The 21,990-nt window shown below is 59.5% G+C and carries 21 protein-coding genes; 13 read left to right on the plus strand and 8 right to left on the minus strand.

All coding sequences use genetic code 11. The features are described from left to right. Positions 1-454, plus strand: a 454-nt coding sequence (locus AC1D2R_RS30595; RefSeq protein WP_477973401.1) for a 4Fe-4S dicluster domain-containing protein, incomplete at its 5' end; no start/stop codon positions are given. 6 nt (positions 455-460) lie between these two features. After that, positions 461-1,105 (plus strand): TetR/AcrR family transcriptional regulator, encoded by a 645-nt coding sequence (locus AC1D2R_RS30600; protein WP_477973403.1) that lies wholly within the window; start codon positions 461-463, stop codon positions 1,103-1,105. 128 nt (positions 1,106-1,233) lie between these two features. Here AC1D2R_RS30600 and AC1D2R_RS30605 read toward each other — a convergent pair whose 3' ends face one another. Continuing rightward, complete coding sequence (locus tag AC1D2R_RS30605) at positions 1,234-2,115, minus strand: LysR substrate-binding domain-containing protein (protein WP_477973405.1); 882 nt, start codon at positions 2,113-2,115, stop codon at positions 1,234-1,236. Positions 2,116-2,253: 138 nt separating this feature from the next. On the opposite strand from AC1D2R_RS30605, the gene AC1D2R_RS30610 reads away from it, so the two are divergent. Further along, the gene (locus AC1D2R_RS30610) at positions 2,254-2,640 is read left to right on the plus strand and encodes an ectoine synthase (protein ID WP_477973409.1); all 387 of its coding nucleotides are present in this window, start codon (positions 2,254-2,256) and stop codon (positions 2,638-2,640) included. 221 nt (positions 2,641-2,861) lie between these two features. Here AC1D2R_RS30610 and AC1D2R_RS30615 read toward each other — a convergent pair whose 3' ends face one another. After that, positions 2,862-3,734 (minus strand): amino acid ABC transporter substrate-binding protein, encoded by an 873-nt coding sequence (locus AC1D2R_RS30615; RefSeq protein WP_477973411.1) that lies wholly within the window; start codon positions 3,732-3,734, stop codon positions 2,862-2,864. 244 nt (positions 3,735-3,978) lie between these two features. Here AC1D2R_RS30615 and AC1D2R_RS30620 point away from each other — a divergent pair, with 244 nt between their 5' ends. Then, a complete protein-coding gene (locus tag AC1D2R_RS30620; RefSeq protein WP_477973413.1) occupies positions 3,979-4,251 on the plus strand; it encodes a helix-turn-helix domain-containing protein in 273 nt (90 codons plus the stop codon). Then, positions 4,248-5,441 (plus strand): HipA domain-containing protein, encoded by a 1,194-nt coding sequence (locus AC1D2R_RS30625; RefSeq protein ID WP_477973415.1) that lies wholly within the window; start codon positions 4,248-4,250, stop codon positions 5,439-5,441. The genes AC1D2R_RS30620 and AC1D2R_RS30625 overlap by 4 nt, the downstream gene beginning before the upstream one ends. 301 nt (positions 5,442-5,742) lie before the next feature. Here AC1D2R_RS30625 and AC1D2R_RS30630 read toward each other — a convergent pair whose 3' ends face one another. Genes AC1D2R_RS30630 through AC1D2R_RS30650 form a run of 5 tightly spaced genes read right to left on the minus strand, consistent with a single transcriptional unit; the run spans position 5,743 to position 10,613 of the window. Beyond that, the gene (locus tag AC1D2R_RS30630; protein WP_477973417.1) at positions 5,743-6,894 is read right to left on the minus strand and encodes a MalY/PatB family protein; all 1,152 of its coding nucleotides are present in this window, start codon (positions 6,892-6,894) and stop codon (positions 5,743-5,745) included. Further along, on the minus strand, positions 6,891-7,649 hold the full coding sequence (locus tag AC1D2R_RS30635; RefSeq protein ID WP_477973418.1) for an SDR family oxidoreductase: 759 nt from the start codon (positions 7,647-7,649) through the stop codon (positions 6,891-6,893). The genes AC1D2R_RS30630 and AC1D2R_RS30635 overlap by 4 nt, the downstream gene beginning before the upstream one ends. Further along, positions 7,649-8,575 carry a dihydrodipicolinate synthase family protein gene (locus AC1D2R_RS30640; RefSeq protein ID WP_477973420.1) on the minus strand — a complete coding sequence of 309 codons (927 nt, stop codon included), beginning with the start codon at positions 8,573-8,575 and terminating at the stop codon, positions 7,649-7,651. Before AC1D2R_RS30640 ends, AC1D2R_RS30635 begins: the two co-directional genes overlap by 1 nt. A gap of 14 nt (positions 8,576-8,589) precedes the next feature. After that, on the minus strand, positions 8,590-9,954 hold the full coding sequence (locus AC1D2R_RS30645; RefSeq protein ID WP_477973422.1) for a dihydroorotase: 1,365 nt from the start codon (positions 9,952-9,954) through the stop codon (positions 8,590-8,592). Beyond that, positions 9,951-10,613 (minus strand): aspartate/glutamate racemase family protein, encoded by a 663-nt coding sequence (locus tag AC1D2R_RS30650; protein WP_477973424.1) that lies wholly within the window; start codon positions 10,611-10,613, stop codon positions 9,951-9,953. Before AC1D2R_RS30650 ends, AC1D2R_RS30645 begins: the two co-directional genes overlap by 4 nt. 204 nt (positions 10,614-10,817) lie before the next feature. Between AC1D2R_RS30650 and AC1D2R_RS30655 the strand changes: the two genes are divergently transcribed. Then, positions 10,818-11,519 (plus strand): GntR family transcriptional regulator, encoded by a 702-nt coding sequence (locus AC1D2R_RS30655; RefSeq protein ID WP_477973426.1) that lies wholly within the window; start codon positions 10,818-10,820, stop codon positions 11,517-11,519. A gap of 19 nt (positions 11,520-11,538) precedes the next feature. On the opposite strand, the gene AC1D2R_RS30660 is transcribed toward AC1D2R_RS30655, so the two are convergent. Further along, a complete protein-coding gene (locus AC1D2R_RS30660; RefSeq protein ID WP_477973428.1) occupies positions 11,539-13,332 on the minus strand; it encodes an ABC transporter ATP-binding protein in 1,794 nt (597 codons plus the stop codon). Positions 13,333-13,480: 148 nt separating this feature from the next. Here AC1D2R_RS30660 and AC1D2R_RS30665 point away from each other — a divergent pair, with 148 nt between their 5' ends. The 7 genes from AC1D2R_RS30665 to AC1D2R_RS30695 all read left to right on the plus strand — a co-directional run bounded on the left by AC1D2R_RS30665 (position 13,481) and on the right by AC1D2R_RS30695 (position 21,941). Further along, the gene (locus AC1D2R_RS30665; RefSeq protein ID WP_477973430.1) at positions 13,481-14,347 is read left to right on the plus strand and encodes a sulfurtransferase; all 867 of its coding nucleotides are present in this window, start codon (positions 13,481-13,483) and stop codon (positions 14,345-14,347) included. Positions 14,348-14,575: 228 nt separating this feature from the next. Then, positions 14,576-16,138, plus strand: coding sequence for an ABC transporter substrate-binding protein (locus AC1D2R_RS30670; protein WP_477973432.1), 1,563 nt, complete (start codon positions 14,576-14,578; stop codon positions 16,136-16,138). Between the two features lie 80 nt (positions 16,139-16,218). Further along, the gene (locus tag AC1D2R_RS30675) at positions 16,219-17,229 is read left to right on the plus strand and encodes an ABC transporter permease (RefSeq protein WP_477973434.1); all 1,011 of its coding nucleotides are present in this window, start codon (positions 16,219-16,221) and stop codon (positions 17,227-17,229) included. Between the two features lie 4 nt (positions 17,230-17,233). Continuing rightward, a complete protein-coding gene (locus AC1D2R_RS30680) occupies positions 17,234-18,073 on the plus strand; it encodes an ABC transporter permease (RefSeq protein WP_477973436.1) in 840 nt (279 codons plus the stop codon). A gap of 7 nt (positions 18,074-18,080) precedes the next feature. After that, positions 18,081-19,466, plus strand: coding sequence for an ABC transporter substrate-binding protein (locus tag AC1D2R_RS30685; protein ID WP_477973438.1), 1,386 nt, complete (start codon positions 18,081-18,083; stop codon positions 19,464-19,466). A 13-nt stretch (positions 19,467-19,479) separates the two neighbouring features. Beyond that, positions 19,480-19,863: a VOC family protein gene (locus tag AC1D2R_RS30690; RefSeq protein ID WP_477973440.1), complete on the plus strand. Its 384-nt coding sequence runs from the start codon at positions 19,480-19,482 to the stop codon at positions 19,861-19,863. Beyond that, positions 19,860-21,941 (plus strand): formylglycine-generating enzyme family protein, encoded by a 2,082-nt coding sequence (locus tag AC1D2R_RS30695; RefSeq protein ID WP_477973442.1) that lies wholly within the window; start codon positions 19,860-19,862, stop codon positions 21,939-21,941. The genes AC1D2R_RS30690 and AC1D2R_RS30695 overlap by 4 nt, the downstream gene beginning before the upstream one ends. Positions 21,942-21,990 lie beyond the last annotated feature (49 nt).

Raw genomic sequence — 21,990 nt, forward strand, 5'->3', positions numbered from 1 at the left:
GCTGCTCGGCGGCCTCGACATGTGGACGAATACACTTCTCGGCTTCTCCTTCTTCGGCACGCTGAAGCACGGCAAGACCGATGCGCAGTCGCTGGAGCCTGCTTCGCAACACAGGAAAATCGACTATCCCAAGCCCGATGGCGTGCTTACATTCGACCGCCTGTCCTCGGTTTTCCTGTCGAACACCAACCACGAGGAAGACCAGCCGGTGCATTTGAAGGTCAAGGACATGGCGCTGCAGAAGTCGTCGGAGCACGACATCTATGGCGGCCCGTCAACGCGCTACTGTCCGGCCGGCGTCTACGAGTGGGTCGAGAAGGACGGGCAGGAGACGTACGTCATCAACGCCCAGAACTGCGTCCACTGCAAGACCTGCGATATCAAGGATCCCAACCAGAACATCAATTGGGTGCCGCCGCAGGGCGGCGAGGGGCCGGTCTATCCGAATATGTGAGGGGCAATGGGATCAGCCAAGAGAGATCCGGCACGAACGAGGGAAACGATATTGCAGGCGGCGACGGTTGAGTTCGCAGCCTATGGCCTCGGCGGCGGACGCATCGACAAGATCGCGCGCCAAGCCGGAGCCAACAAGCGTATGATCTATCACTATTTTGGGGACAAGGAGGGCCTTTACATCGAGGTCCTCGATCGTGTCTTCGGAAAGATGCGCGAGGCGGAGCTCTCTTTGGACTTCTCCGGCGTCACACCCATGCGCGGCGTGGAATTGATCACTCGCTTCATATGGCGTTATTTTGTTTCCAACCCGGAAATTCTAAGCCTCCTGGGAACGGAGAACCTGTTCCAGGCGAGATTCCTTGCCACGGCGCCAAATGGGATACGGGTCAACAGGAAGCTTGTCAAAAAGCTAAAGGAACTGTTGGCGCAGGGTGAAGACGATCATGCGAGCATCGAAGACGCCGATGCCCTGATGCTATTTCTCACCATCGCGTCCCTGAGCTTCTTCTACCTCTCGAACAGGTTCACCCTTTCAACGATCTTCAATATACAGCTGGATGACACGGCGATGCTTGCAAGATGGGAGGAACATATTGTGCACACCGTCTTGAGATCGTTGCTGTTCAAAGAGGCCGGCGAGGCTAGATAGCTTGTGGTGGCCAGCACCTCTATGATTTCAGCCCTATTCGTCGCGGCCGCAGCCCAGTGCGGCAAGATGATCCGGGGGGCTGGAGGAAATCTCCAGCGCATGCGCGCAGTATCGGCGCGCAACAATCCTTAGTTGGACTCATTTAACCGTCGAGTAACGGCAGAAAACCAGTCGCGAAATATCAGGGCATGCGGACTTGCTGGTTTGGCTGTAATGAGAAAGTAGGCTTGGTCAGCGAGCGTCTCGATATCTGAGAGGATAATGAGGTCGCCTGTCTCGCGTTCGCGGCGGAAAACCTCGGTCGGGCACAGCGCAATTCCATGACCCGCGATTACCGCCGTTGCCAGGAGGTTGAAATCCTGGAAAACCGGCCCGCGCAAAGGTCCCTCAGGCTGCATGCCCGCCGTTCTGTACCAATTCAGCCAGCGCTCCGGCGTTTCGTCATGCAGCAGGTCGGCGCTTATGATTTCCTGTGCAGTCTGTGGCCTGCCTCGACGCTCCAGATAGCCGGGACTGGCGACCGGGCGGTTGGCGCGCGAAAACAGTCGTGTGCATTCTTTCCCCTCGTCCCTTTCCTCGCCGAGCGTTATCAGCACATCGCAATCCTCTTCGCGAAAGCGCTGCTCTGCCATGGCGTAGACGACCCTGACGTTCAGATCGGGATTATTTGCAAGAAAATCCGGAAGTGCCGGAATGAGCCAACGTGTCGCGATCGAGGCAATGCAGGCAACGGTAAGTTCACCCGTCGTCTTCATCCGGAAGGCGCGGGCTTCACCTTCAATACGTGTCAACGAGATCGAAAGCGTTTGAGCCAGCGCCACCGCGTCGGCGACCAGCCGGACACCGCGCTTCTCCCGTACGAACAGCGGGCGGCCAAACCAGTCCTCCAGCAGCCGAATCTGATGGCTGACGGCTGCATGTGTGACGTGCAGTTCGTCGGCAGCGCGTGAAAAGCTGTTGAGACGCGCGGCGGCCTCGAACACGCGGAGCGCGCTGAGCGATGGCAACATAGGCAAGTTTTCCTCATCTATACGACGAGAAACCATCATTTGTAGCGAAAGCATAATCAAGAGATACCAGCAGGCAGTAGTTTTTTTCGTCATCCCCGATGGCTCGTCATCAAATTATTCTTGAGAAAGGCGATATCGATGTTCGTTCGCAATCTGAAACAGGTCGAGGAAACCAGCCATTTCGTCGAATGGGGAAGCGGCACCAGCCATCGGCTGCTGACGGAGCGTGACTGCATGGGGTTTACGGTCTGCCACACGATTGTGCGGGCCAATACCACATCGCTTCTTGAATACCGCAACCATCTCGAGGCTTGCTACTGCATAGCCGGCAATGGTGAGGTCGAGGACATGACCGGCAATGTCTTTCCCATAGCACCGGGTGATATCTATGTGCTGGACAAGCATGACAAGCACTACTTGCGCGGCGGCGGGAACGAGGACCTGATCCTCGTCAGCATCTTCAATCCGCCGTTGAAGGGCACGGAGCGACATCGTCTTGATGGTACGGAAGGTTCGGGATACTAAAACCAGTCCTGCACGCACCGAAAAACACGAATAGCCGCTTCGAGGCGTTTCGTCGGGAAGCGCATGTCACGAGGGTTGTTCGACCTTGCCAGATCGCGTACCAGTCGCTTCCTTACGGAGCGCGGATCTGGAGAAGGCATTCCCCGCGAAGCGCGACGATCTCGACTGATTTTCGTTCTCGCGCGATATTACGGTGCAACTACTTTGACTTGATATGAATATCAATCGGGCACATGTTCCATGATGATCTGCGTGTGCAGCATCGGCGCCTCCGCTCCGAAATACGTTTCCAGCAGCGGCAAAAAATCGTCCGACAGATAGAAATTCGTCAACGCACGGTCTGCAAGCAGTCGGAAGTTGGCGTCGTCGCGGCGCAGCGCAATCGCATAAGGTTCATGGGTAAACAGGCGATCGCCGATCTCCAGCGAGGACGGATCGCGCGCCCGCGCGGCCAGGTTGATGAGCAGCACCTGATCGGCGATATAGGCATCGATCTTGTGGTCCTCCAACGCAGCAAGCCCGTTTTCGTGCGTCTCGAAATCGGTAAGCTTCGTCTTCGACACCAGGCTTGCCAGTGCCTCGCGCAGCGTCGCTCCGGTTGTCGTGCTCGCGCGTACGCCGATTACGCGCGTGGATGCGATCTGCTGGCTAACGGCGCGAACAGCGGGCTTGTCGAGAAAAAGCGTCTGCAGGTAGTTGGGCGAATCTTTGCGGAGCAGCGCAGTTGCCCCCGTGAGGAAGATTGGCTGTGAGAAGTCGACGATTTCCCGTCTCTTCAAATTGACGGTGATCGCACCACAAAGCAGGTCGACCTGTCCATTCTTTATCGCATCGAAGCCGTTGGCGAGCGTCACCTCGATGTATTCGCGCTTCAGTTGTGGAACTTGTTTTTCAATTCTATCGGCGATCTTGCCACACAGGTCGATGGCATATCCCACCGGACTGGCGCCCGGCTTGCTGGAGGAGAAGGGAGCCTCGTCGGCGATATAGCCGATGCGCACGATGCTGCGCTGGATGATGGCGTCGAGCGTCGCAGCGCCTGTCGCGAAAGCAGAAAGGCAAAGGACAATATTCGCTAGCAGAAACTGTCTCATGCACTTTGCCATAGGCATGATCCTCGTCTCTGAAAAACGGTGCTGGGCCTCATGAGCGTAAGCGCAGATTATGACCTGCCCGCCATTTGTCAACTAGGACACCTACCTTGAATTCGTGTTCTGCTTCGAGAAAAAACTTCCCGTTCGGGTTGAATTAACGTCTCGAACTGTCGTCCTTCCCGATCGGTAAGAACAACGTTTCCAAAAAGCTTCCTGTACGGTAAGCCTGTACAGGAGATGCTGGATGTTCAGAACCGCACGTGATTTTGGCACAGCCGTCAGGGAAAAACGCAAAGGTCTCGGCTGGACCCAGACCGAGCTTGCCGCTCGTTCCGGCACGGGCGAACGTTTCATCGTCGAACTCGAATCCGGCAAGCCGAGCTGCCAGCTTGAGAAGGCGCTGATTGTCGCGCGCACCGTCGGCATTGAGATCGGCGACCTGGAGACAGTTAAGGAGACACCGATCGCACCGGACGATGATCTCGGCTTCCTTCCGAACTTCGGTGACGGTCGATGACAACCATCTTCTATGAAACCCTTCCCGTCGGGCACATGACATTCCAAGGGGAATGGCGTCTCGACTACGATCCATCCTGGCAAGCGCGCCGCTCGGCCTTCCCAATCTCGCTGACCATGCCGCTGCGATCAGGAACGGTCGACGCAGACAGGCTGCTGCCATGGCTCGCCAACCTGCTTCCGGAAAGCCATCTCGCCGAGATCGATCAGCGGCTGAAAGTGTCCCCCCAGGATATCGTGGGCTTGCTCGGTCACATCGGCCGAGACACGGCCGGAGCCCTGTCGATCGGCGAGCCGCGGAAGGGAGGTGTCAACCTAGAGCCTATCCCGGACGAGGAGGCCCTGGAGCGCATCCTCAAAAAGCTTCCGGCCAAACCATTCCTGGTCGGAGAGCGAGGGGTCTCCATGTCGCTTGCGGGTGTACAGGAGAAGCTGCCGGTCTTCGTCGATGGAGATGGCACGATCTCAATACCGGTCGACGGCACGCCGTCGACGCATATCATCAAGCCGGATACCAGAAGGCTGGCGGGAAGCGTCGAAAACGAGGCCTTCTGCCTGGCGCTTGCTCGGGCTTGTGGATTGGAAGCGGCCGAAGCCAAAGTCGGCATGGCCGGCAAACGACGCTACCTGATTGTGAAGCGCTATGACCGTTTTACGGATTCACAAGGTGAGATCCGCAGGCTTCACCAGGAAGACCTTTGCCAGTTAACGGGTCATTTTCCGTCGCAGAAATATGAGCGATCCTCAACGAGCCGCGGCGTGACACTGAAGATGATGTTCGATGCCGTCAGTGATCTCGTGTCGCCCGGCGAACGCCTGAAACTTCTGGACGCGGTGATTTTCAACGTACTGATCGGCAATTCCGACGCGCATGCCAAGAACCACTCAATCCTGATCGGCGCGGGCGGATCTGCGAAGATGGCGCCGCTTTACGATTTGATGTGTGCCTTGGTGTATCGCCAGGTAGACCAGAGCCTGTCTCAAGGCATTGCCCGACGTTTCATCGGGACTGACTTGAGGCGAGCCGATTGGCAAGCGTTCGCCGAGGAGGTCGGGTTGAGTGGCGCATCGACTGTCAGGCGGGTCAAGGAACTCACCACAGTGGTTGGTGGCACCTGCGAAGTTATCGCTCAGCAGATCGTCGACACCGCTGAGCGATCCGACGAGAGTCCTGGAGCGCATCACCCATAATATTCAGAGGCGATGCAGGCGAATACAACAGCACCTCTAAGCGCACACGCGGAAATTATTTCCGCAAGTCGGTCGACAGGCACTCTCCCGCCCGGATAACATTCAAGCGCGAGAGTTACGGTGTTGAGCAGTCAAATTAGCTACAGACGACACGCACGACATGACTCATCTAGATGCGGTTGCTCCTATTGAGATAGGCTTTGCGTGTCCTGCAGAGCGCCAACGTCATACTTATCAAAGTGACACTTCCTCCGGAAGCAGCGCTATTATCTGCGAAGGGGCTTCGGTTCTGCGGCCGTTTTCAGCCAGCAAGTGCACGTTCCATTCGGTCGAGCGCGTCGTCTAGCAATTGGCGGGGGCAACCAAAATTGATGCGGATGAAATTGACGAAGGTTTCGCCGAATTCCGAGCCAGCGCTGAAACCGACCTTGCCATGCTCCAGAAAGTGGGTCTGCGGATCAGGGCGAAGCCCAAGTGCCGTGCAGTCAAGCCAGGCGAGGAAGGTACCTTCCGCCTTGACCTGGCGGATTGCGGGAAAGCGCTTGGCGACCTCTGTCGAGAGATGGTCGCGGTTGCCTGCGATGTAAGCAAGCATGTCGGCTTTCCATCCCCCTGACCTTGAAAATGCGGCGAGTGTTGCCTCCAAGCCGAGGATGTTGACGCTGTCGACCATGCCGAGCCGCGATTGCGCGAATGTCTCGCGCATCGCCTTGTTCTTGATGATCGCGAATGCCGTCTTCAGCCCGGCAATATTGTAGGTCTTGCTGGCGGCCATCAGCGTGACGGTCCGCTCTGCCGCATCTTCGGACAGGCTGGCGATCGGAATGTGCCGACGGCCGTCAAAGAGGAGGTCGCAATGGATTTCGTCGGAGATGATCAGCGTATCATTCCTGCGGCAAAGCACGGCGATGTCGGTTAGCTCCTCGATCGTGAAGACTTTGCCGGTCGGGTTTTGCGGATTGCAGAACAGGAAGGCTTTCGACTGGGCGAGCTTGTCGGCGAGGGCATCGACACTCATGACATAGCTGGCACCGTTCGTCGTGAGTGGCGCTTCGATGCGCTTGAGGCCCCAATGTGCCGGCGCGTTGAGGATGGGGCGGTAGACTGGCGTCTGTACGAGCACGCCGTCGCCGGGCTGAAGCATTGCCTTCAGCGCCATGTTGAAGCCGGGTTCAACGCCTGGGAGGAAGACGATCTCTTCAGGCGAGATTGCCCAGTTGAATTTCTCCTGCATGTCGGTCACGATTTGCGCGCGCAGTTCGTCGCGCGCGATGCCGTAGCCGAGAAGCGGATGCTCAAGCCGGTTGCGGATCGCATCGACAATTTCGGGCGCAGCTGGAAAGTCCATGTCGGCAACCCACATGGGCAGCACGTCGCCGGGATACTTGCTCCATTTGGAGCTGCCCGTGCCGCGGCGCTGGTGAACGACATCGAAATCGACCATGTGCGTCATAGCCCCTTGATCATGCCGCCGTCGACGCGGATCGAGGCGCCGGTAACATAGCTTGCCTTTGTGCTTGCCAGGAAGACGGCGACGGCGGCGAACTCCTCGGGCTTGCCGTAGCGTCCAGCAGGGATGTCGTTGCGGGAGGCGGCCTGCACATCCTCGACGCTCGCACCCGTCTTCTCGGCCCTGATGCCATCGAGTTCGCGGACACGGTCGGTATCAATTCGTCCCGGCAGGATCATGTTGACGGTAATGCCGTGTCGGGCAACTTCGCCTGCCAGCGTCTTCGACCAGCCGGCGATTGCCGCGCGCACGCCGTTGGACAAGGCAAGGTTCGGAATAGGCTGCTCGACCCCGGAAGAACCGATCGTGATGATCCGGCCCCACTTACGGCTGATCATGCCTTCCAGCATGGCGTCGGAAATGGTGAAGATCGACGTTGCCATCGCCTCGAAAGCTGCAACCCAGCTTTCGCGGGACTGGCCGACCGCTGGTCCTGCCTTCGGGCCGCCGGAGTTGTTCACCAGAATGTCGACGCCACCCTGTTCGACAATCGTTGCGATCAGATTTACGACGGCAGCCTGGTCTGCAAGATCGACCGCGATTGGCGTGATGTTGGTCGAGGGCGCGATCTTGTCGATGTTGCGGGCCGCGGCAAATACCTTCACGCCCTCGGCGGCAAGACCCTTTGCAATCGCAGCCCCAAGGCCGCGGCTTGCGCCGAGAACCAGCGCCGTCTTTGCGGAAATCTGCAGATCCATTAGTTCAACGCCTCCAACTTGCGTTCCTGTCGTTCGATGAGTTTTTCGACTTCCTTGACGGCAATGGCGCCAAGGGCAGCCCCCGGGCGTCTTTGTGCAGCACTGGCAATCGCTCCCCGCCGGGCGAGTACATACTTGCGCACTGCAAGGCCAAGGCCCGGCTGCTGTTCGTACCGCATCAGCGGAAGGTAGGCGTCGAAGATGTCCTGTGCGTCCTCGTATTTTCCTGCAGTACTCAGGCGGCAAACCTCGACCATCATTTCAGGATAGGGGAAGCCAGTCATGGCGCCATCGGCGCCGCGCTGCATTTCCTCGGGCAGGAAGAGGCCGGCATTGCCGCAAAGGATAGAGATGCGCCTCCGGCCCTTGGCTTCGGCTTCGCGCAGATCCGTGACTTTCTGCAGGCCCGGCCAGTCTTCGTGCTTCAGCATGACGATGCTGGAATGGGCTTCGAAAATTGCGCCAAGTGTCCCTGAGGCAATCTGCACGCCGGTCGACAGGGGGAAATCCTGGAGTACGACGGGAACATCGGTGCCGACGGTTTCAATCACATTGCGATAGTAATTGGTGATCTGGTCATCTGTGCGGAGCGACGAGGGGGGCGCGACCATGACCCCGGCTGCTCCGAGATCCATGACTGCCTTGGCCAGCTCGCCGATCGCGGCAAGACCCGACGCCGAGACGCCGACAACGACCGGCTTTGTATCCGAACGCTTCAGCGTGAGGCGTGCGACCTCGATCGATTCTGCCTGAGTGAGCTTCGGCGCTTCGCCCATCATGCCGAGGATCGTCAGGCCGTCGGCGCCTTTTTCGTAGTAGAAGTCGACCATCCGGTCGATGCTTTGGCGATCGAGTGATCCGTCTTCACTGAACGGGGTAACGGCGATAACGAAAACGCCTTGGCTGTCTGCTGTGATGAGCGGCATATGCTGATCCGATCCTATTCAAACCAGTGAGAGTTGCCGCGGCGGACATAGCGTCCGGAACCGGGCTGATTGATGACGGAACGGCCATCCCAGGCGAGCCTTCCGCCAAGATAGGTGCGTGTGACGGTTACGGAAAACGCGCGGCCGTCGAAGGGGCTCCAGCACAGCTCGTCGTTTGCTCGCGAGGCATCCCACAGCTGAGCCTTGCGCGATAGTATCGCAAGGTCTGCATCTGCACCGAGCCGGATCGCACCCTTTTCGGGCCAGAGGCCGAAGAATCTTGCCGGCCGTTCGCAAAGTTGTTCGACTGTCAGGGTCGCTGCGTCGAGGCCACGGCTGTCAGCCGCCGTGTAAAAGGCCGGCAGCAACGTTTCCAGTCCAGGCACTCCGGCGCCTGCGTCGAAGATTGATGGGGTGAACTTGTTGTCGACGGGCCAGCTGGAATGGTCGGAGCTGACAAAGGCAACCCGCCCAGAGAGGATTTCATCCCAGAGGGCATCGATCTGGCCGGGGCGGATAGGCGGGTTGACTTTCATGCGCGCGCCAAGCAGGGGCCCATCACGGTCTGGGTCGAACCAGAGATAATGCACACAGAGTTCGCCGGTGGCACGAAAGCCATCGGAAAGATAGTTGTCCACCAGCTGGAAGCCGCGCGGTGTCGTCAGGTGGACGATGTGGGCGTGCGCTCCGGCGGCTGCGCCGAGTTCGAGGAACTGCGCCGTCGCTGCCAGTTCCGCAGCCGGCGGCCGGCTCTCGGAGTGGGCTGCGATACCGTCCCGATTGTTGGCCTTCGCCGCGGCAATGTAGGCCCGAACGATCTCCTGATCTTCGTTGTGTACACCGAGAGGAATGACCGTATCGGCGAGAGCGTTGAAAATCGCCAGGATCTGGTCGGATGCAATGCGGGGAAAGCGCGTCGGACTGCTTTCGAACGTGGAAATCTTGAAGGCAACGACGCCTCCCTCAATCAACGGCTGGATATCTTGCGTTGTCTGCCCTGGCAGAGCCGTGCCGTAGAGCGCAACATTGGCATGGGCATGCTCGGCAATCGCCGCGATCTTGTCGTTGAGGCGCTGAAGCGAGTTCAGCGGAAACGGGTTGTCATAGGGCATATCAACGATCGTCGTCACCCCGCCAGCAATCGCCGATCGTGTGGTCGACCGGATGCCTGCAAGGCCTCCATAGCTGCAGGCATGCGTCTGGCCATCGACCACGCCGGGGATGATCAGACCGTCGCCTGCGTCAAAGCTCTCGCCGGCGGATGGCGCATTGCCGGTGCCGATGGCCGCGATCTTGCCGTCAGCGATGCCGATCCAGCTGTCTTCAACAGGCCCGTCCGGCAACACGGCGGTGCCGCGCACTACAAGATCAAACATCATCGTCTTTTCTTTCCATAAGCCAGATCGAGATTGGTGCAGGCAAGCGCGACACCTGCCTGGACCGGGTCGATGACGGGAACGCCGAGGCTTTCCTGCATGGCATGCCTGTAGGAGCCAAGGCCGGCGCAGCCGAGAATGATGACGTCCGCACCATCCTCATCGCGCAACAACCGGCCGGTGCGCGATACGGTTTCGACGACATCACCGGCCATCAGTTCGACGACGGTCATGTTGATCGAGCGGTCGCCGGCAAGGCGTCGGTCGAGTTCCAGCACCTTGAGGTAGCGCAGGTGTCGGTCGATAGAGGACTGGCCCAGCGACACGATCCCAAATCGCGTGCCAAGTCCAAGAGCTGCCAGATAGGCGGATTCAGCGATACCGAAGACCGGCCGGTCAACCATCTTTCGGACCTGTGAGATGCCCGGATCGGAAAAGCACGAGAGAACGAAAGCATCCGCACAGGAGTTCGAGACGGCTTCGATGATGTTGGGGATGACCGCGCTGACGTGATCGTCAGTCTCTATGCCAGGCGGCGACTTGGCCAGTTCGATGCACTCGATCCGGTGGGAGGTTACCGCCCTGACAGGTCCAAGGCAGGCCTCCATGGAACGGGTGACGGAGACTGAGCTATTAGGGTTGATAACCAGGATATCGGACATAGCATGCACCTGTTAGGCCTTCCGCGCGACTGAAAGGACATTGCGCAATGTAGATATACCACGTAATATATCAGCAAATGGGCTCTGTCAAAGTCCTCTGTGGTGATGAGGCCCAAGTGGCTGTCCTATCAAAAGTCTTTGACAGGCAAGCAATGTCTGGCGACAAAGGCGTCCTGCCTGTTTTCGGGCAGTTGGAGATGGGTTTTGAACAAGACTGACACGTCGGCATCGACTTTTGACAAGCGCGGCAAATCATTGACCGAGCAGGCTTATGCCATTGTACGTGAGCGGTTGATCCAGGGTGAGCTTGCGCCCGGCGCAGAGGTTTCGGAGCCGGAGCTTGCCGAACAGTTGCAGATGAGCAAAACTCCGGTACGTGAAGCGCTTGCGCGCCTGTGCGTGGAAGGCTTCATGGAGGCCTTTCCCAGGCGCGGCTACCGGGTGACTCCGGTGACGGTGAAGGACATGAACGATCTCTTCGAGGTGCGTGGCATGCTGGAGGGGACGGCCGCGTCGCTCGCTGCAAAAAACCTGACGGACCAGGATTTGATTGCGCTCGATCGGCTTGCCGATGCAAGTTATGTCGTTGGCGAAGGGGTCAGCACGAAAACCTTCGTGACGTCCAACGAAGAGTTCCATTCCGCCATCGCGCGTGGCTCACGCAACCCGCGCCTTCACGCGCTTGTCATGAGCCATCTGGAAGAATGCGCCCGGCTTTTCTACATGGGCACACGGGTGCGTGACATCAACCCGGAAACGGCCAATGACCATCACCGGATCGTCGCCGTCCTGCGCGAACGCGATAGTGAGAAGGCGCGCCAGGCAATGGTCGAGCATAACGAGAATACGCGCCAGGGATTGCTCAACGCACTGATCGCCAATACTCAGGGTGGCTTCACCCTTTAACAAGACTGCTCCGCCCGCATCATTCCTGCTTGACCAGATGGCCGGGTGCGACTTCGCGATAGCGTGCCCTGGCGGGTACGTAGTCCGCTGACCGGACGGCGCTACCGAGCTCGAAGCCGGGCTGGCGCCGTCGCGAATGGCGACGTATGGGGTCGGCGATAGGCACCGCATCCAGCAGGCGCCTGGTATAGGCATGCTGCGGATTGCCGAAGACCTGCGCCCGCGAGCCGATCTCCACGATCTCTCCGAGATACATCACGGCAACGCGGTGGCTGACGCGCTCGACGACGGCCATGTCGTGGCTGATGAAGAGGTAGGCAATCTTCAGGCTCTCCTGCAGTTCCAGCATCAGGTTGATCACCTGCGCCTTGATCGATACGTCGAGTGCCGATACCGCCTCGTCGGCGACGATCAGGCCGGGATTGAGCGTCAAGGCGCGGGCGATGCTGATACGCTGGCGCTGGCCACCGGAAAACTCGTGCGGAAATCGACGCGCCATGTCGGACGTCAGGCCGACACGTTCGAGAAGCTCGACCGCTTTGGCCTGTGCCTGTGCTTTTGGAAAAAGTCCATGCGCAACCATCGGTTCGGCCATGGCATCAACCACACGCATGCGTGGGTTGAGACTGGAATAGGGATCCTGGAAGATCATCTGCATCTGACGGCGTTGGCGTCTCAGCGTGGCCGGCGTCATGGCGCGGATGTCTTCGCCATTGATGCGGATGCTGCCGCTGACGGGCTCGACGAGCCGCAGTACCGACCGGCCAGTCGTCGACTTGCCGCAGCCCGATTCGCCGACGAGGGACAGCGTTTCACCCTGCTTCAAGTCGAAGGTCACGTCTTCCACGGCATGAACGCGGCCGGAGACACGCCCCAGCACGCCACTCTTGATGTCGAACCGCGTGACGAGGTTGCGAACCTCAAGGACCGTGTTGTCGCCGGCCGCGGCAACCTCGCGCTCGCCAACCCGTTGACCTGTTTCAACGTCGATCAGGGGAAAGGTAGCTGGGTTCTTGTGCCCGGTCATAGACCCAAGCCTGGGCACCGCCGACAGCAAGGCGTGCGTATAGTCAGCCTCGGGCTTGGCGAATATCCTTTCAGTCGGTCCGGCTTCCAGTGCGTGCGAGCGGAACATCACAACGGTTCGGTCGGCGATCTCGGCAACTACGCCCATGTCGTGCGTTATGAACAGCACGCCCATTTTCTCCTCGTCCTGCAAGCTCTTGATAAGCTCCAGGATTTCCGCCTGGACAGTGACGTCGAGTGCAGTTGTCGGCTCGTCGGCGATCAGAAGCCTGGGGCGACAAGCGAGCGCCATGGCGATCATGACGCGTTGGAGCGTGCCGCCCGACAACTGGTGGGGGTATTCATCGAAGCGCCGTTCGGCTGCCGGGATGCGGACCCGTTCCAGCAATGCGACCGTCTGCGCGCGCGCTTGCGTGGAAGTGACGGCGCGGTGGCGACGGATCGCCTCGGCGATCTGGCGCCCAACGCTCATGACAGGGTTGAGCGATGTCATCGGCTCCTGGAAGATCATTGCGATCTCGTTGCCCCTGACGTCCTGCATCTCGCGCTCGGGCAGGGTGAGCAGTTCCCGTCCACCGAGCTTGACGCTGCCTGCGACCCGAGACGACTTGTCCGGCAGAAGCCTCATGATGGACATTGCCGTCACGCTCTTTCCCGAGCCGGATTCTCCGACGATTGCCACTGTTTCGCCTGCAGCAATCGTCAGGCTGACATCGTTGACGACGGGCGTCCATTGGCCGCCGCGGCGGAACGAGGTCGTCAGATGGTCGACAGATAGGATGGTCACGCGGAGAACTCCGATGGCAAGCGGCCAAGTATGATGTACGGCACCGCATCCGAAAAATCTGTAATATACTACGTAAGATATTTTATCTTGCCAAGCCGTTTCCGGTGTACGAGGATGCCAAGATAAACCCTTGCAGAGAAGTCGGCGCATGACGGATGACGTTCGTAGAAAGGTTCTTCTGACCGCCGGCGAACTGGATGAGCTTCGCAGGTCCGGCATGGACGTGACGGTGCTGGCGGTTCATTCCATCAATCCATACACAGGTGCGCCCTCCTTCAAGGGCCAGCGCATTGAGGGGGCTGTCGATACCGAGGCCTATTCGGATTTTCAGGCGCCCGCGTCCTTCGAGCGCGGTCAACGCCCGCTCCCCGATATCGACATACTCCAGAAAAACGCACGTCGTTGGGGCCTGCGGTCCGGCAGCACTATCGTTATTTATGATGGTGATCGCAGCATGACGGCGGCAAGGGCCTGGTGGGTACTGAAATGGGCAGGTCTGCCGGATGTCAGGGTGCTCGATGGCGGCATGCCTGCGTGGGTCGGGACGGGACTGCCAACGACAGATGCGGTCGCGACCCCAAGACCCAGCGACATCACACTGTCGGCAGGACATATGCCGGAACTTGACGCCGAGAGCGCTCTGCGTCTCGGCAAGGAAGGGGTGCTGCTAGATGCGCGCATCCGCCCGAACTATATTGGCGGTCCGGTTGAACCCGGCCAGCCGGCGAGGGGGCATATTCCTCGTGCGATCAGTGCGCCGGCACCCGATAACGTAACCGACTATGGCAACTTTACCGACGGGCCGACGCTCAGAGAGATGTATCGCGCTCTTGGCGCCGACGGCTCCTGCCAGGTGGGCGTTTATTGTGGCGCCGGAATGTCGGCCGCTCACACGGTTCTGGCGCTCGCCTCCATCGGAATTGAGGCCGCCATGTATTCGGGCTCATGGTCCGCATGGGTCAGCGATCCGACGCGGCCAGTGATCACGGGCGCCGACCCAATCCAGGCGACGTAGGGCCGTAAAGTCTATTTCTGTTCTCACTGAGCGCGAATAAAAGGCATATTTTTTCTTATATTGCTTAAAGAATGTGCGATTTTGGCGATTGTATAAAGAGTCGCCAAGCTGGGTTTACAGTGGAATTTCCCGTTGATATATTTCGTAGTATATCACGAATGCGAACGCGATGCCGATGCATGGCGAGAACAGCCTGGCATGAAGCCATGGCTACGAAAGGGTCGTAGAATGAATGTCTGGAAAGGATTTGCAGCCGCTATGGTTGCCTTGGCGCTCGTTGCCGGCACCGCGCAGGCGCAGAGTGGAGAGCAGCTGAAAACGCTGGTGATTGCCGTTCCGTCGGATCCTGTCAGCCTGGAGCCCGGCACCAACAAGGCCGAGCCGGTCGGCAGCGAGATCATTCTTAACGTTTTTGATACGCTCGTCGCCTGGAACTCGCCTGATTTCAAGGCACTGGAAGGTCGTCTCGCGACGAGCTGGACGGTTTCCGCCGATGGCACGGAGTTTGACTTCAAGCTTCGCGATGGCGTGAAGTTCCAGGACGGGACTGCCTTCGACGCGGCCGCCGTGAAGTTCTCGCTTGAGCGCACCAAGGCCTCGAACTCCTATGTCAAGGCGACCTTCGATTTGATCAAGGACATCGCTGTCGTCTCCCCGGGGGAGGTCAAGATCACGCTGAAAGCCGCCTATCCGGCGTTCCTGTCGATTCTGGCGCAACCGCAATCGGCAATCGTAAGTCCCGCCGCCGTCGCGAAATACGGCGACAAGTTTGCCGCCAATCCAGTCGGTACGGGCCCCTTCGTCTTCAAGAGCGCACAGGCCGACACGAACGTCGTTCTGGAGGCTAACCCGGACTACTTCCGCGGTGCGCCGAAGCTTTCCAAGATCATCTACCGTGTTATTCCCGATGCCTCGACACGCCGTCTCGAGCTTGAAAGCGGTGGCGTTGACATCGTTCAGCAGCAGGGGCAATTGTCTGCTATCGCCGCAGAAGACATCGAAGCCTTGAAGAGCAACAAGGATGTGAAGGTCCTGGAGACGTCCAGCCAGATCATCCGTCAGCTCGAATTCAACAACAATAAGAAGGATGGCGCCTTCGCCAACCTCAAGACCCGCGAAGCGATCGCCCATGCGATCGACTATGATGGCCTCCTGCAGGGCGTCTTCGGCGGTACCGCCGAGCGCGTCTATGGTCCGTTGACGAGCAATAGCTGGGCCTTCAATCCCAAGATGAAGGAGCTCGCGCCGGCATACGATCCCGAACTCGCCAAGAAGCTTCTTGCCGAAGCCGGCGTCGATCCCTCGAGCATCAACCTGAAGCTCTATAGCTTCCAGGGTCCGCTCTGGGGCGCCGTTGCGACGTTTGTCCAGGCAAACCTTGCCGATATCGGTATCACTGCTACGATCGAGCAGACGGAATTTCCCGCATTGCGCGCCCTGCAGACGTCGGGCCAGTTCGATGTTGCCCTCGACGGACGCCAGCCCTGGTACAACGATCCGGACGCGCACATCACCATTGGCTATCTGTCGTCGCTGGCCGATACTGCCATGACCTTCCGCATGCCGCAGGACAAAAACCTCGACGATTTGATCGTCAAGGCGCAACAGACCCCCGACATCGAGGCCCGCAAGCAGCTTTACTTCCAGGTTCAGGAAGAGATCGCCAAACGGGTACCGGGTGCCTATCTCTTCAGCCCGAAGCTGATCGTGTTCACCCGCGCCAATGTCGAAGGTCTGGTCATCAACAGCGCGCCGCCGCTCAACGAATACTGGTCCGTCTACAAGAAATGACGTAGCCACGCGAAAACACAGGCGACCGTCATCCGGTTGCCTGTCGTCCTGGGTGGTACCCGATGAGTGAGTAACAAGGCATGGCGAGTTTCATCATACGCCGACTGATCGCGCTGATACCCGTCATGTGCATTGTTCTGGTCATCGTCTTTTCACTGGTTCGGCTGATCCCAGGCGACCCCGCGGTGACGCTGCTCGGCCCAGGAGCGACACAGGCGCAGATTGACGCGCTGCGCGTCCAGCTCGATCTTGACCAAACTGTCGTGCTGCAGTTCCTGCACTACGTCGGCGGGCTCCTGCAGGGCGATTTCGGTATCTCGCTCAAGACCGGCCAGCCGGTCGCTCAGGAAATCCTCCTGCGTTTGCCGGCAACGATCGAGCTGTCCGTGCTTGCCGTCGTCGTAGCGGTGATCGTCGGCATTCCGATCGGCGTGCTCTCCGCAATCCGGCCGAACTCCATCTTTGATCATGCCACGCGCATCATGTCTCTGGTTGGGGTGTCGATGCCGGCGTTCCTGCTCGCTCTCATCCTCCAGCTCGTCTTCGGCACCTATCTCGGCTGGTTGCCGGTCTCGGGCCGGATAAGTTCCTTCATCACCGCCGAGCCGGTCACCGGATTTGCCATCCTCGATGGCATCATCACGGGCAATTTTGCGGCTGCATGGAGCGCATTCCAGCATCTGATCCTCCCGACCGCCGTGCTGGCAGCATTCCTTGCTGCAACGCTCGGGCGTTTCGTGCGCAACACGATGCTTGACGTCATGGGAGAAGATTTCATTCGAACGGCCCGGGCCAAGGGGCTGCGGCGCGGGGACGTGATCCTCAATCACGGCCTGCGCAACTCACTTCTGCCGGCCATCACCGTGATCGGCCTGAAGTTTGCCGAGATGCTCGGCGGCGCCATCCTGACCGAAACGATCTTTGCCTGGCCGGGGATTGGCCGCTACATGTTCGAGGCGATCAAGAACCGTGACTATCCGGTGATCCAGGGCACAACGCTGGTCTTTGCTCTGCTTTTCGTCATCACGTCTATCGTCGTGGACGTGCTCCACGGCGTTCTTGACCCGCGCGTCCGCAAGAAGATGAAGTGATATCATGGGCGAATTCATTACCTTTCTGAGGCGCAATACGCTCGCCGTCGTCGGGCTCGGCATCCTTCTTGCGCTCATTGTTCTGATCGCTTTCGGACCGTCGGTCACGGTCTATTCGCCGACCAAGCTCGATGTCCTGCACAAGCTTGCATCCCCGAGTTTCAGCCATTGGCTTGGCACCGATGCTTTCGGCCGCGATATCCTGACGCGCATCATGTATGGCGGGCGCGCCACGCTTACGATCGGTGTCGGCGTTGTGGCTATCGCCTTCGTGGTCGGCGTCTTCTTCGGCACGATCGCGGGCTTCGTGGGCGGCTGGACAGACAGCATCATCATGCGCATCGTTGACGCGATCCTGGCGTTCCCGGCGCTGGTGCTGGCGATCGCGCTGGCTGCAGCCTTTGGCCCGAGCCTGCAGAATGCCATGCTTGCCGTCGCCATCACGCTCGCGCCTCAGTTTGCCCGCGTGGCGCGCGGTCAGGCGCTCAGCATCTCGGTCAAACCCTATGTGGAAGCTGCGATTTCGCTTGGCCTGCCCAATCACCGAATTCTCTCTCGCTATGTTTTCTTGAACGGGCTGGGGCCGCTTCTGGTGCAATCGACCTTGGCACTTGGCAGCGCAATCCTTCAGACGGCGAGCCTGGGTTTCCTCGGACTTGGGGCCCAACCGCCGATGGCCGAATGGGGAGCGGATGTTTCGGCAAACCTGCAATATGTGCGCAGTGCCCCCTGGGTGGCGCTTTCGCCGGGGATGGCCATTCTTTTCGCAGTCCTGTCCTTCAATCTGATCGGCGATTCTCTGGCCGACTGGTTCAATCCGCGCCGCCGTAGCGAACTCGACTGAGGCCATTTTGGATACACTGACAATCAGCCTGGAAAAGGTGGACTTCCTTCCGCCGACCCGCGTGACGGACGATACCAGCGTCCTGACACTTAAGAACCTTGTGTTCGAGCCGCTTTTGAAATGGGAGGACGGCTTTGTGCGGCCGGCCCTGTTTGAGAGCTGGGTTCATTCTGCCGATGGCCGCGAGTGGCGCTTCGTCATCCGCGACGGCGCGGCCTTCCATGACGGAAAGCCTTGCGTCGCCGACGACATTATCGCGTTCATTGGTGGTGTCCTGGAGGCCGTCGATACGTTCGGAATGAAGTGGTCCTATGCGCGCTATCTGGCGCACGCCCGTATCACGGCTGATAGCGACCGCGTCGTGTTCGTCGAAAATCCCGAGCCGATTGCCGACATTCTCGACATCTTCTCGGAGTTCTACATTTGCCGCGTCGACCAATCGGGATCGCCGGTTCTCGGCACCGGACGCTACCGCGTGGCAGAATTCGAAGCGGGCAAGCGCGCCATGCTGGAAAGAGCAGGCAGCAGATCCGGGCCAAGCCGCATCGTCGCTTTGGCGGAACGCCACGCCGAAGCGCGTTACGAGGCCCTGAAGCTGGGTACGGTCGATGCCGCACTCAACCTTGAGCGTATCGACAAGCGGCTGGTCTTCGATGAAAGCCTTGCCTGGGGCAAGGCGGTCAATACGCTGTCGGTCATGTACTACCTCAACTGCCAGCAAGGCATCTTCCGCTCGCCCGAAGCGCGGCTTGCGGTCAATCACGCCGTCGACACGGGGTTAATCGCCGAGGACATTTTCCACGGCTTGGCCGTTCCGTCCTCGACGATCGTCAGCCCGTTTCACCTTGGCGCAGCCAGGGCCAGCCTGTCGCCAATTGCCTATGATCCGGCAAAGGCGCGTCAGTTACTCGACCGGGTTGATGCAAGCGGGACCATCCGGCTACGCACCCCGACTTTCATGCCGGAGCGGGCGCCCGATGTGAGCCGCTTCGTGGCGTTGGCACTCGAGGCAGTCGGTTTGAAGGTCGAAATAGAGACCGAGCACGATCGACCCGAATACGCCCGTCAAATCGGCCGCAAGGAAATGGGCGACATGGCGATTTTCGATTCGTCGCCACACAGCACCTACCGTATCCTCAACGACAAGATCTCCAGCAAGCCGAAAGCCGTCTGGTGGCAGGGCTATAGCGACCCACAGACCGAGGGGCTCATTGCTGCTGCCAACCAGGCGGTCGATGACGATGCCCGGGACGTGGCCTATGCACGCTGCCTGACGCGCCTACACCAGAACCCGCCCTGGCTTTATCTGGTCCATCCGGTTGATGTCTTTGCTGCGCGCAAGGAGATTTCCGGCCTCGCGATCGACCACAAGGGTACCCTTAAAATCGGCTGAACAGGACACGACAATGGAAAAGGACTACTCGATCACTTTCTTCTACTATGACGATATTCATGTGGCTGCACCGTTTTACGAGAACGATCTCGGCCTTGAACTCGTGCTCGACCAGGGACTTGCGCGCATCTATCGCATAGCCGGAAAGTGCTATTTCGGCATCGTCGATGGCAATCGCGGCCACCTCAAGCACCAGGAAAAGAGCGCAGTGCTTTTGACGATCGTCGCGCAGGATGTCGAGGGCTGGCACAAGCGGATGAAGGAAGCAGGGGTGAATGGGCTCTCTGAGATATTGCGCGGCACCTACTGCGAACACTTCTTCTTCGAAGATCCGGCAGGTTACGCCATCGAGATCCAGCGATTCCACAACCCTGATGTGGCAAAGCTGTTCAAATGAGCGCGGGTCGGACGATCACGCTCGCCGATATGCGCGAGACGCTTCTTTCCAAAGCCCGCGAATACGGGCGGGCCGCATTGTTGACGCTACCGGACGGTTCGCTCGCCGATCTGCGGGGTGGCTACATTCCGCTTCTCGTCAACTTCAGCTTCGAGGACAAGGCCGCCAAGGGGCTACGTAAATTGACGGATCAGGCTGAGCCGGAACCCGCTGTCTATTTCTCGGCGCTGGAAATGGCGCGTGATCACGCGTCGCTCGTTCTGACTGGCGAGACGGGCAGCGGCAAGACGAGTTTTGCACGTCATCTGGCGTTGGCACTCTCCGGCGGCCGTACCGCCCCCGTGGCGGTGCCGCGCAACGATCTCGGCGCGGTCCATGACGAGACCTTTGATCTGGAAGACGCCCTGCCGCTCTATGTCCCCGTCAGGGCCGGGCTAGGCATGACACAGCTGATCAGCGAAGCGCTGCCTGGCCTTGAGATCCTGCTGTCTGGCGAAGCATGGGCGACATCTGAAACGGCACTGCTTGTCATTCTCGACGGCGTCGAGGTCGCAGGTATCGGGGGGCCTTCGCTTCTAAGCGATGCGCTGGCCTTCCAGGCTCGCTATCCGCGTATCCGCTTGCTTGTGCTTGGCGAGCACTGCGTCGTCAAAGGATGGGCCTTGCCGTCGTCCGTCGCGCGCTACGACCTTCTACCTCTCCTCAAGGCGCAGCGGCGTGACGCCGCCAGTCGACTTGCCGGCCTCGATCTTGACGGACAAGGTATCGCGCTCGGCGAGGCGGCTGGCAATCCGGCGCAGTTTGCCATGGCGCTTATTGGCGGCGATCATGGGCAAACAGCTGAGGCCATTACCGACCGGTGGCTCGCCAAGGTGGCCGGCGACGCGCAGACCGCCACGTTCCTGTGCGGGCTGGCGTTCGATGCACTCTCAGGCAATCTCGAGGACCCTGACCTCTTTCCTGTAGTCCGCGTGCGTCAGTTGTTGGCAGCGCGGCATTTGATATCGCAGTCGGCCGATGCCGCTGTGGCAGCATTTCGTGCCCGCGCAGACCTTTGGGAGCCGGTGCTGCGAAGCCTGGCGATGCGGCTCGCAGGCTCTGATGCGGCACGCGCCTTGATCGAAGCACTTGTTGCAGGCAGTGGTGACGACATGCTGCGCGGCGCCCTGCTTGCGGCCGAATTGCAGACCGAAGCAGGGCCATTGAAGGAGTGCATCGCTGCACAGATCCTGGCAGTCGTGAGCCAAGGGGCACTGTATGCACCCGAGCGTGAGCGGGCAGGGCGAATTCTGTCCGTCTGGAACGATCCGCGCGATCTGGAGGCGCTGGCGCAAATACCTGCCGGCAGCTTTACCTTCGGCTCGAGTACGCATCCGAATTCCGCACCGTCGCATGCGGTTGAGGTGGAAGCCTTTCGTATCGGCCTCTATCCGGTAACGAATGCTGTCTATGGTGCCTTCGTGCGGGCTACCGGTCGGCCCTGGCGCAGCCCCGATGGCTTTGCCAAGGATCGTCGAAACGCTCCCGCGACCGATCTTACCTGGCATGACGCGCGTGCCTATTGCGATTGGCTGACCGATCGTTGGCGCAAAGAGGAGCGGATCGAGGCTGAAGAAGTCGTGCGGCTTCCGACCGAGCCGGAATGGGAACGGGCCGCGCGCGGCGATCAACGGGATTTCGGCGCCGAAACGATCATCTATCCCTGGGACGGTGAATGGAGTGTCGACGCCGCCAATTCCGAGGAGGCCGGGTTCAACAATACCTGCACCGTCGGTCTGTTTCCGAAGGGGCGCTCTGCCTATGGCTGCTACGACATGACAGGACAGGTCTGGGAGTGGAACACGACACTTTGGGGCGAGGATATGACGACACCGAGCTTCACATATCCCTATCGCGAGGATGGACGAGAAGCGATCGACGCGCGCCCCTCGATCCGCAGAGTGCTACGCGGCGGTTGCTTTTCGAGCAACAGGATGAAGGCCTCCTGCACCTATCGCGGCAGTCTCGAGCCAGATGGTTTCTGGCGTGGCAACGGCTTCCGCATCGTTGTCGCCAGGACCGCAGCGTCACAAGGATAAGGGGATGAAATGGCACCTCCGCAAAGTCCACTCGTCAAGAATCTTGACG

The organism is Rhizobium sp. P1_C7, assembly GCF_056406295.1.

Bases quoted from the DNA above. Each gene is read 5' to 3' on its own strand.
- AC1D2R_RS30600 (WP_477973403.1), top strand. From the start codon at position 461: ATGGGATCAGCCAAGAGAGATCCGGCACGAACGAGGGAAACGATATTG.
- AC1D2R_RS30605 (WP_477973405.1), bottom strand. From the start codon at position 2,115: ATGTTGCCATCGCTCAGCGCGCTCCGCGTGTTCGAGGCCGCCGCGCGT.
- AC1D2R_RS30610 (WP_477973409.1), top strand. From the start codon at position 2,254: ATGTTCGTTCGCAATCTGAAACAGGTCGAGGAAACCAGCCATTTCGTC.
- AC1D2R_RS30615 (WP_477973411.1), bottom strand. From the start codon at position 3,734: ATGAGACAGTTTCTGCTAGCGAATATTGTCCTTTGCCTTTCTGCTTTC.
- AC1D2R_RS30620 (WP_477973413.1), top strand. From the start codon at position 3,979: ATGTTCAGAACCGCACGTGATTTTGGCACAGCCGTCAGGGAAAAACGC.
- AC1D2R_RS30625 (WP_477973415.1), top strand. From the start codon at position 4,248: ATGACAACCATCTTCTATGAAACCCTTCCCGTCGGGCACATGACATTC.
- AC1D2R_RS30630 (WP_477973417.1), bottom strand. From the start codon at position 6,894: ATGACGCACATGGTCGATTTCGATGTCGTTCACCAGCGCCGCGGCACG.
- AC1D2R_RS30635 (WP_477973418.1), bottom strand. From the start codon at position 7,649: ATGGATCTGCAGATTTCCGCAAAGACGGCGCTGGTTCTCGGCGCAAGC.
- AC1D2R_RS30640 (WP_477973420.1), bottom strand. From the start codon at position 8,575: ATGCCGCTCATCACAGCAGACAGCCAAGGCGTTTTCGTTATCGCCGTT.
- AC1D2R_RS30645 (WP_477973422.1), bottom strand. From the start codon at position 9,954: ATGATGTTTGATCTTGTAGTGCGCGGCACCGCCGTGTTGCCGGACGGG.
- AC1D2R_RS30650 (WP_477973424.1), bottom strand. From the start codon at position 10,613: ATGTCCGATATCCTGGTTATCAACCCTAATAGCTCAGTCTCCGTCACC.
- AC1D2R_RS30665 (WP_477973430.1), top strand. From the start codon at position 13,481: ATGACGGATGACGTTCGTAGAAAGGTTCTTCTGACCGCCGGCGAACTG.
- AC1D2R_RS30670 (WP_477973432.1), top strand. From the start codon at position 14,576: ATGAATGTCTGGAAAGGATTTGCAGCCGCTATGGTTGCCTTGGCGCTC.
- AC1D2R_RS30675 (WP_477973434.1), top strand. From the start codon at position 16,219: ATGGCGAGTTTCATCATACGCCGACTGATCGCGCTGATACCCGTCATG.
- AC1D2R_RS30680 (WP_477973436.1), top strand. From the start codon at position 17,234: ATGGGCGAATTCATTACCTTTCTGAGGCGCAATACGCTCGCCGTCGTC.
- AC1D2R_RS30690 (WP_477973440.1), top strand. From the start codon at position 19,480: ATGGAAAAGGACTACTCGATCACTTTCTTCTACTATGACGATATTCAT.
- AC1D2R_RS30695 (WP_477973442.1), top strand. From the start codon at position 19,860: ATGAGCGCGGGTCGGACGATCACGCTCGCCGATATGCGCGAGACGCTT.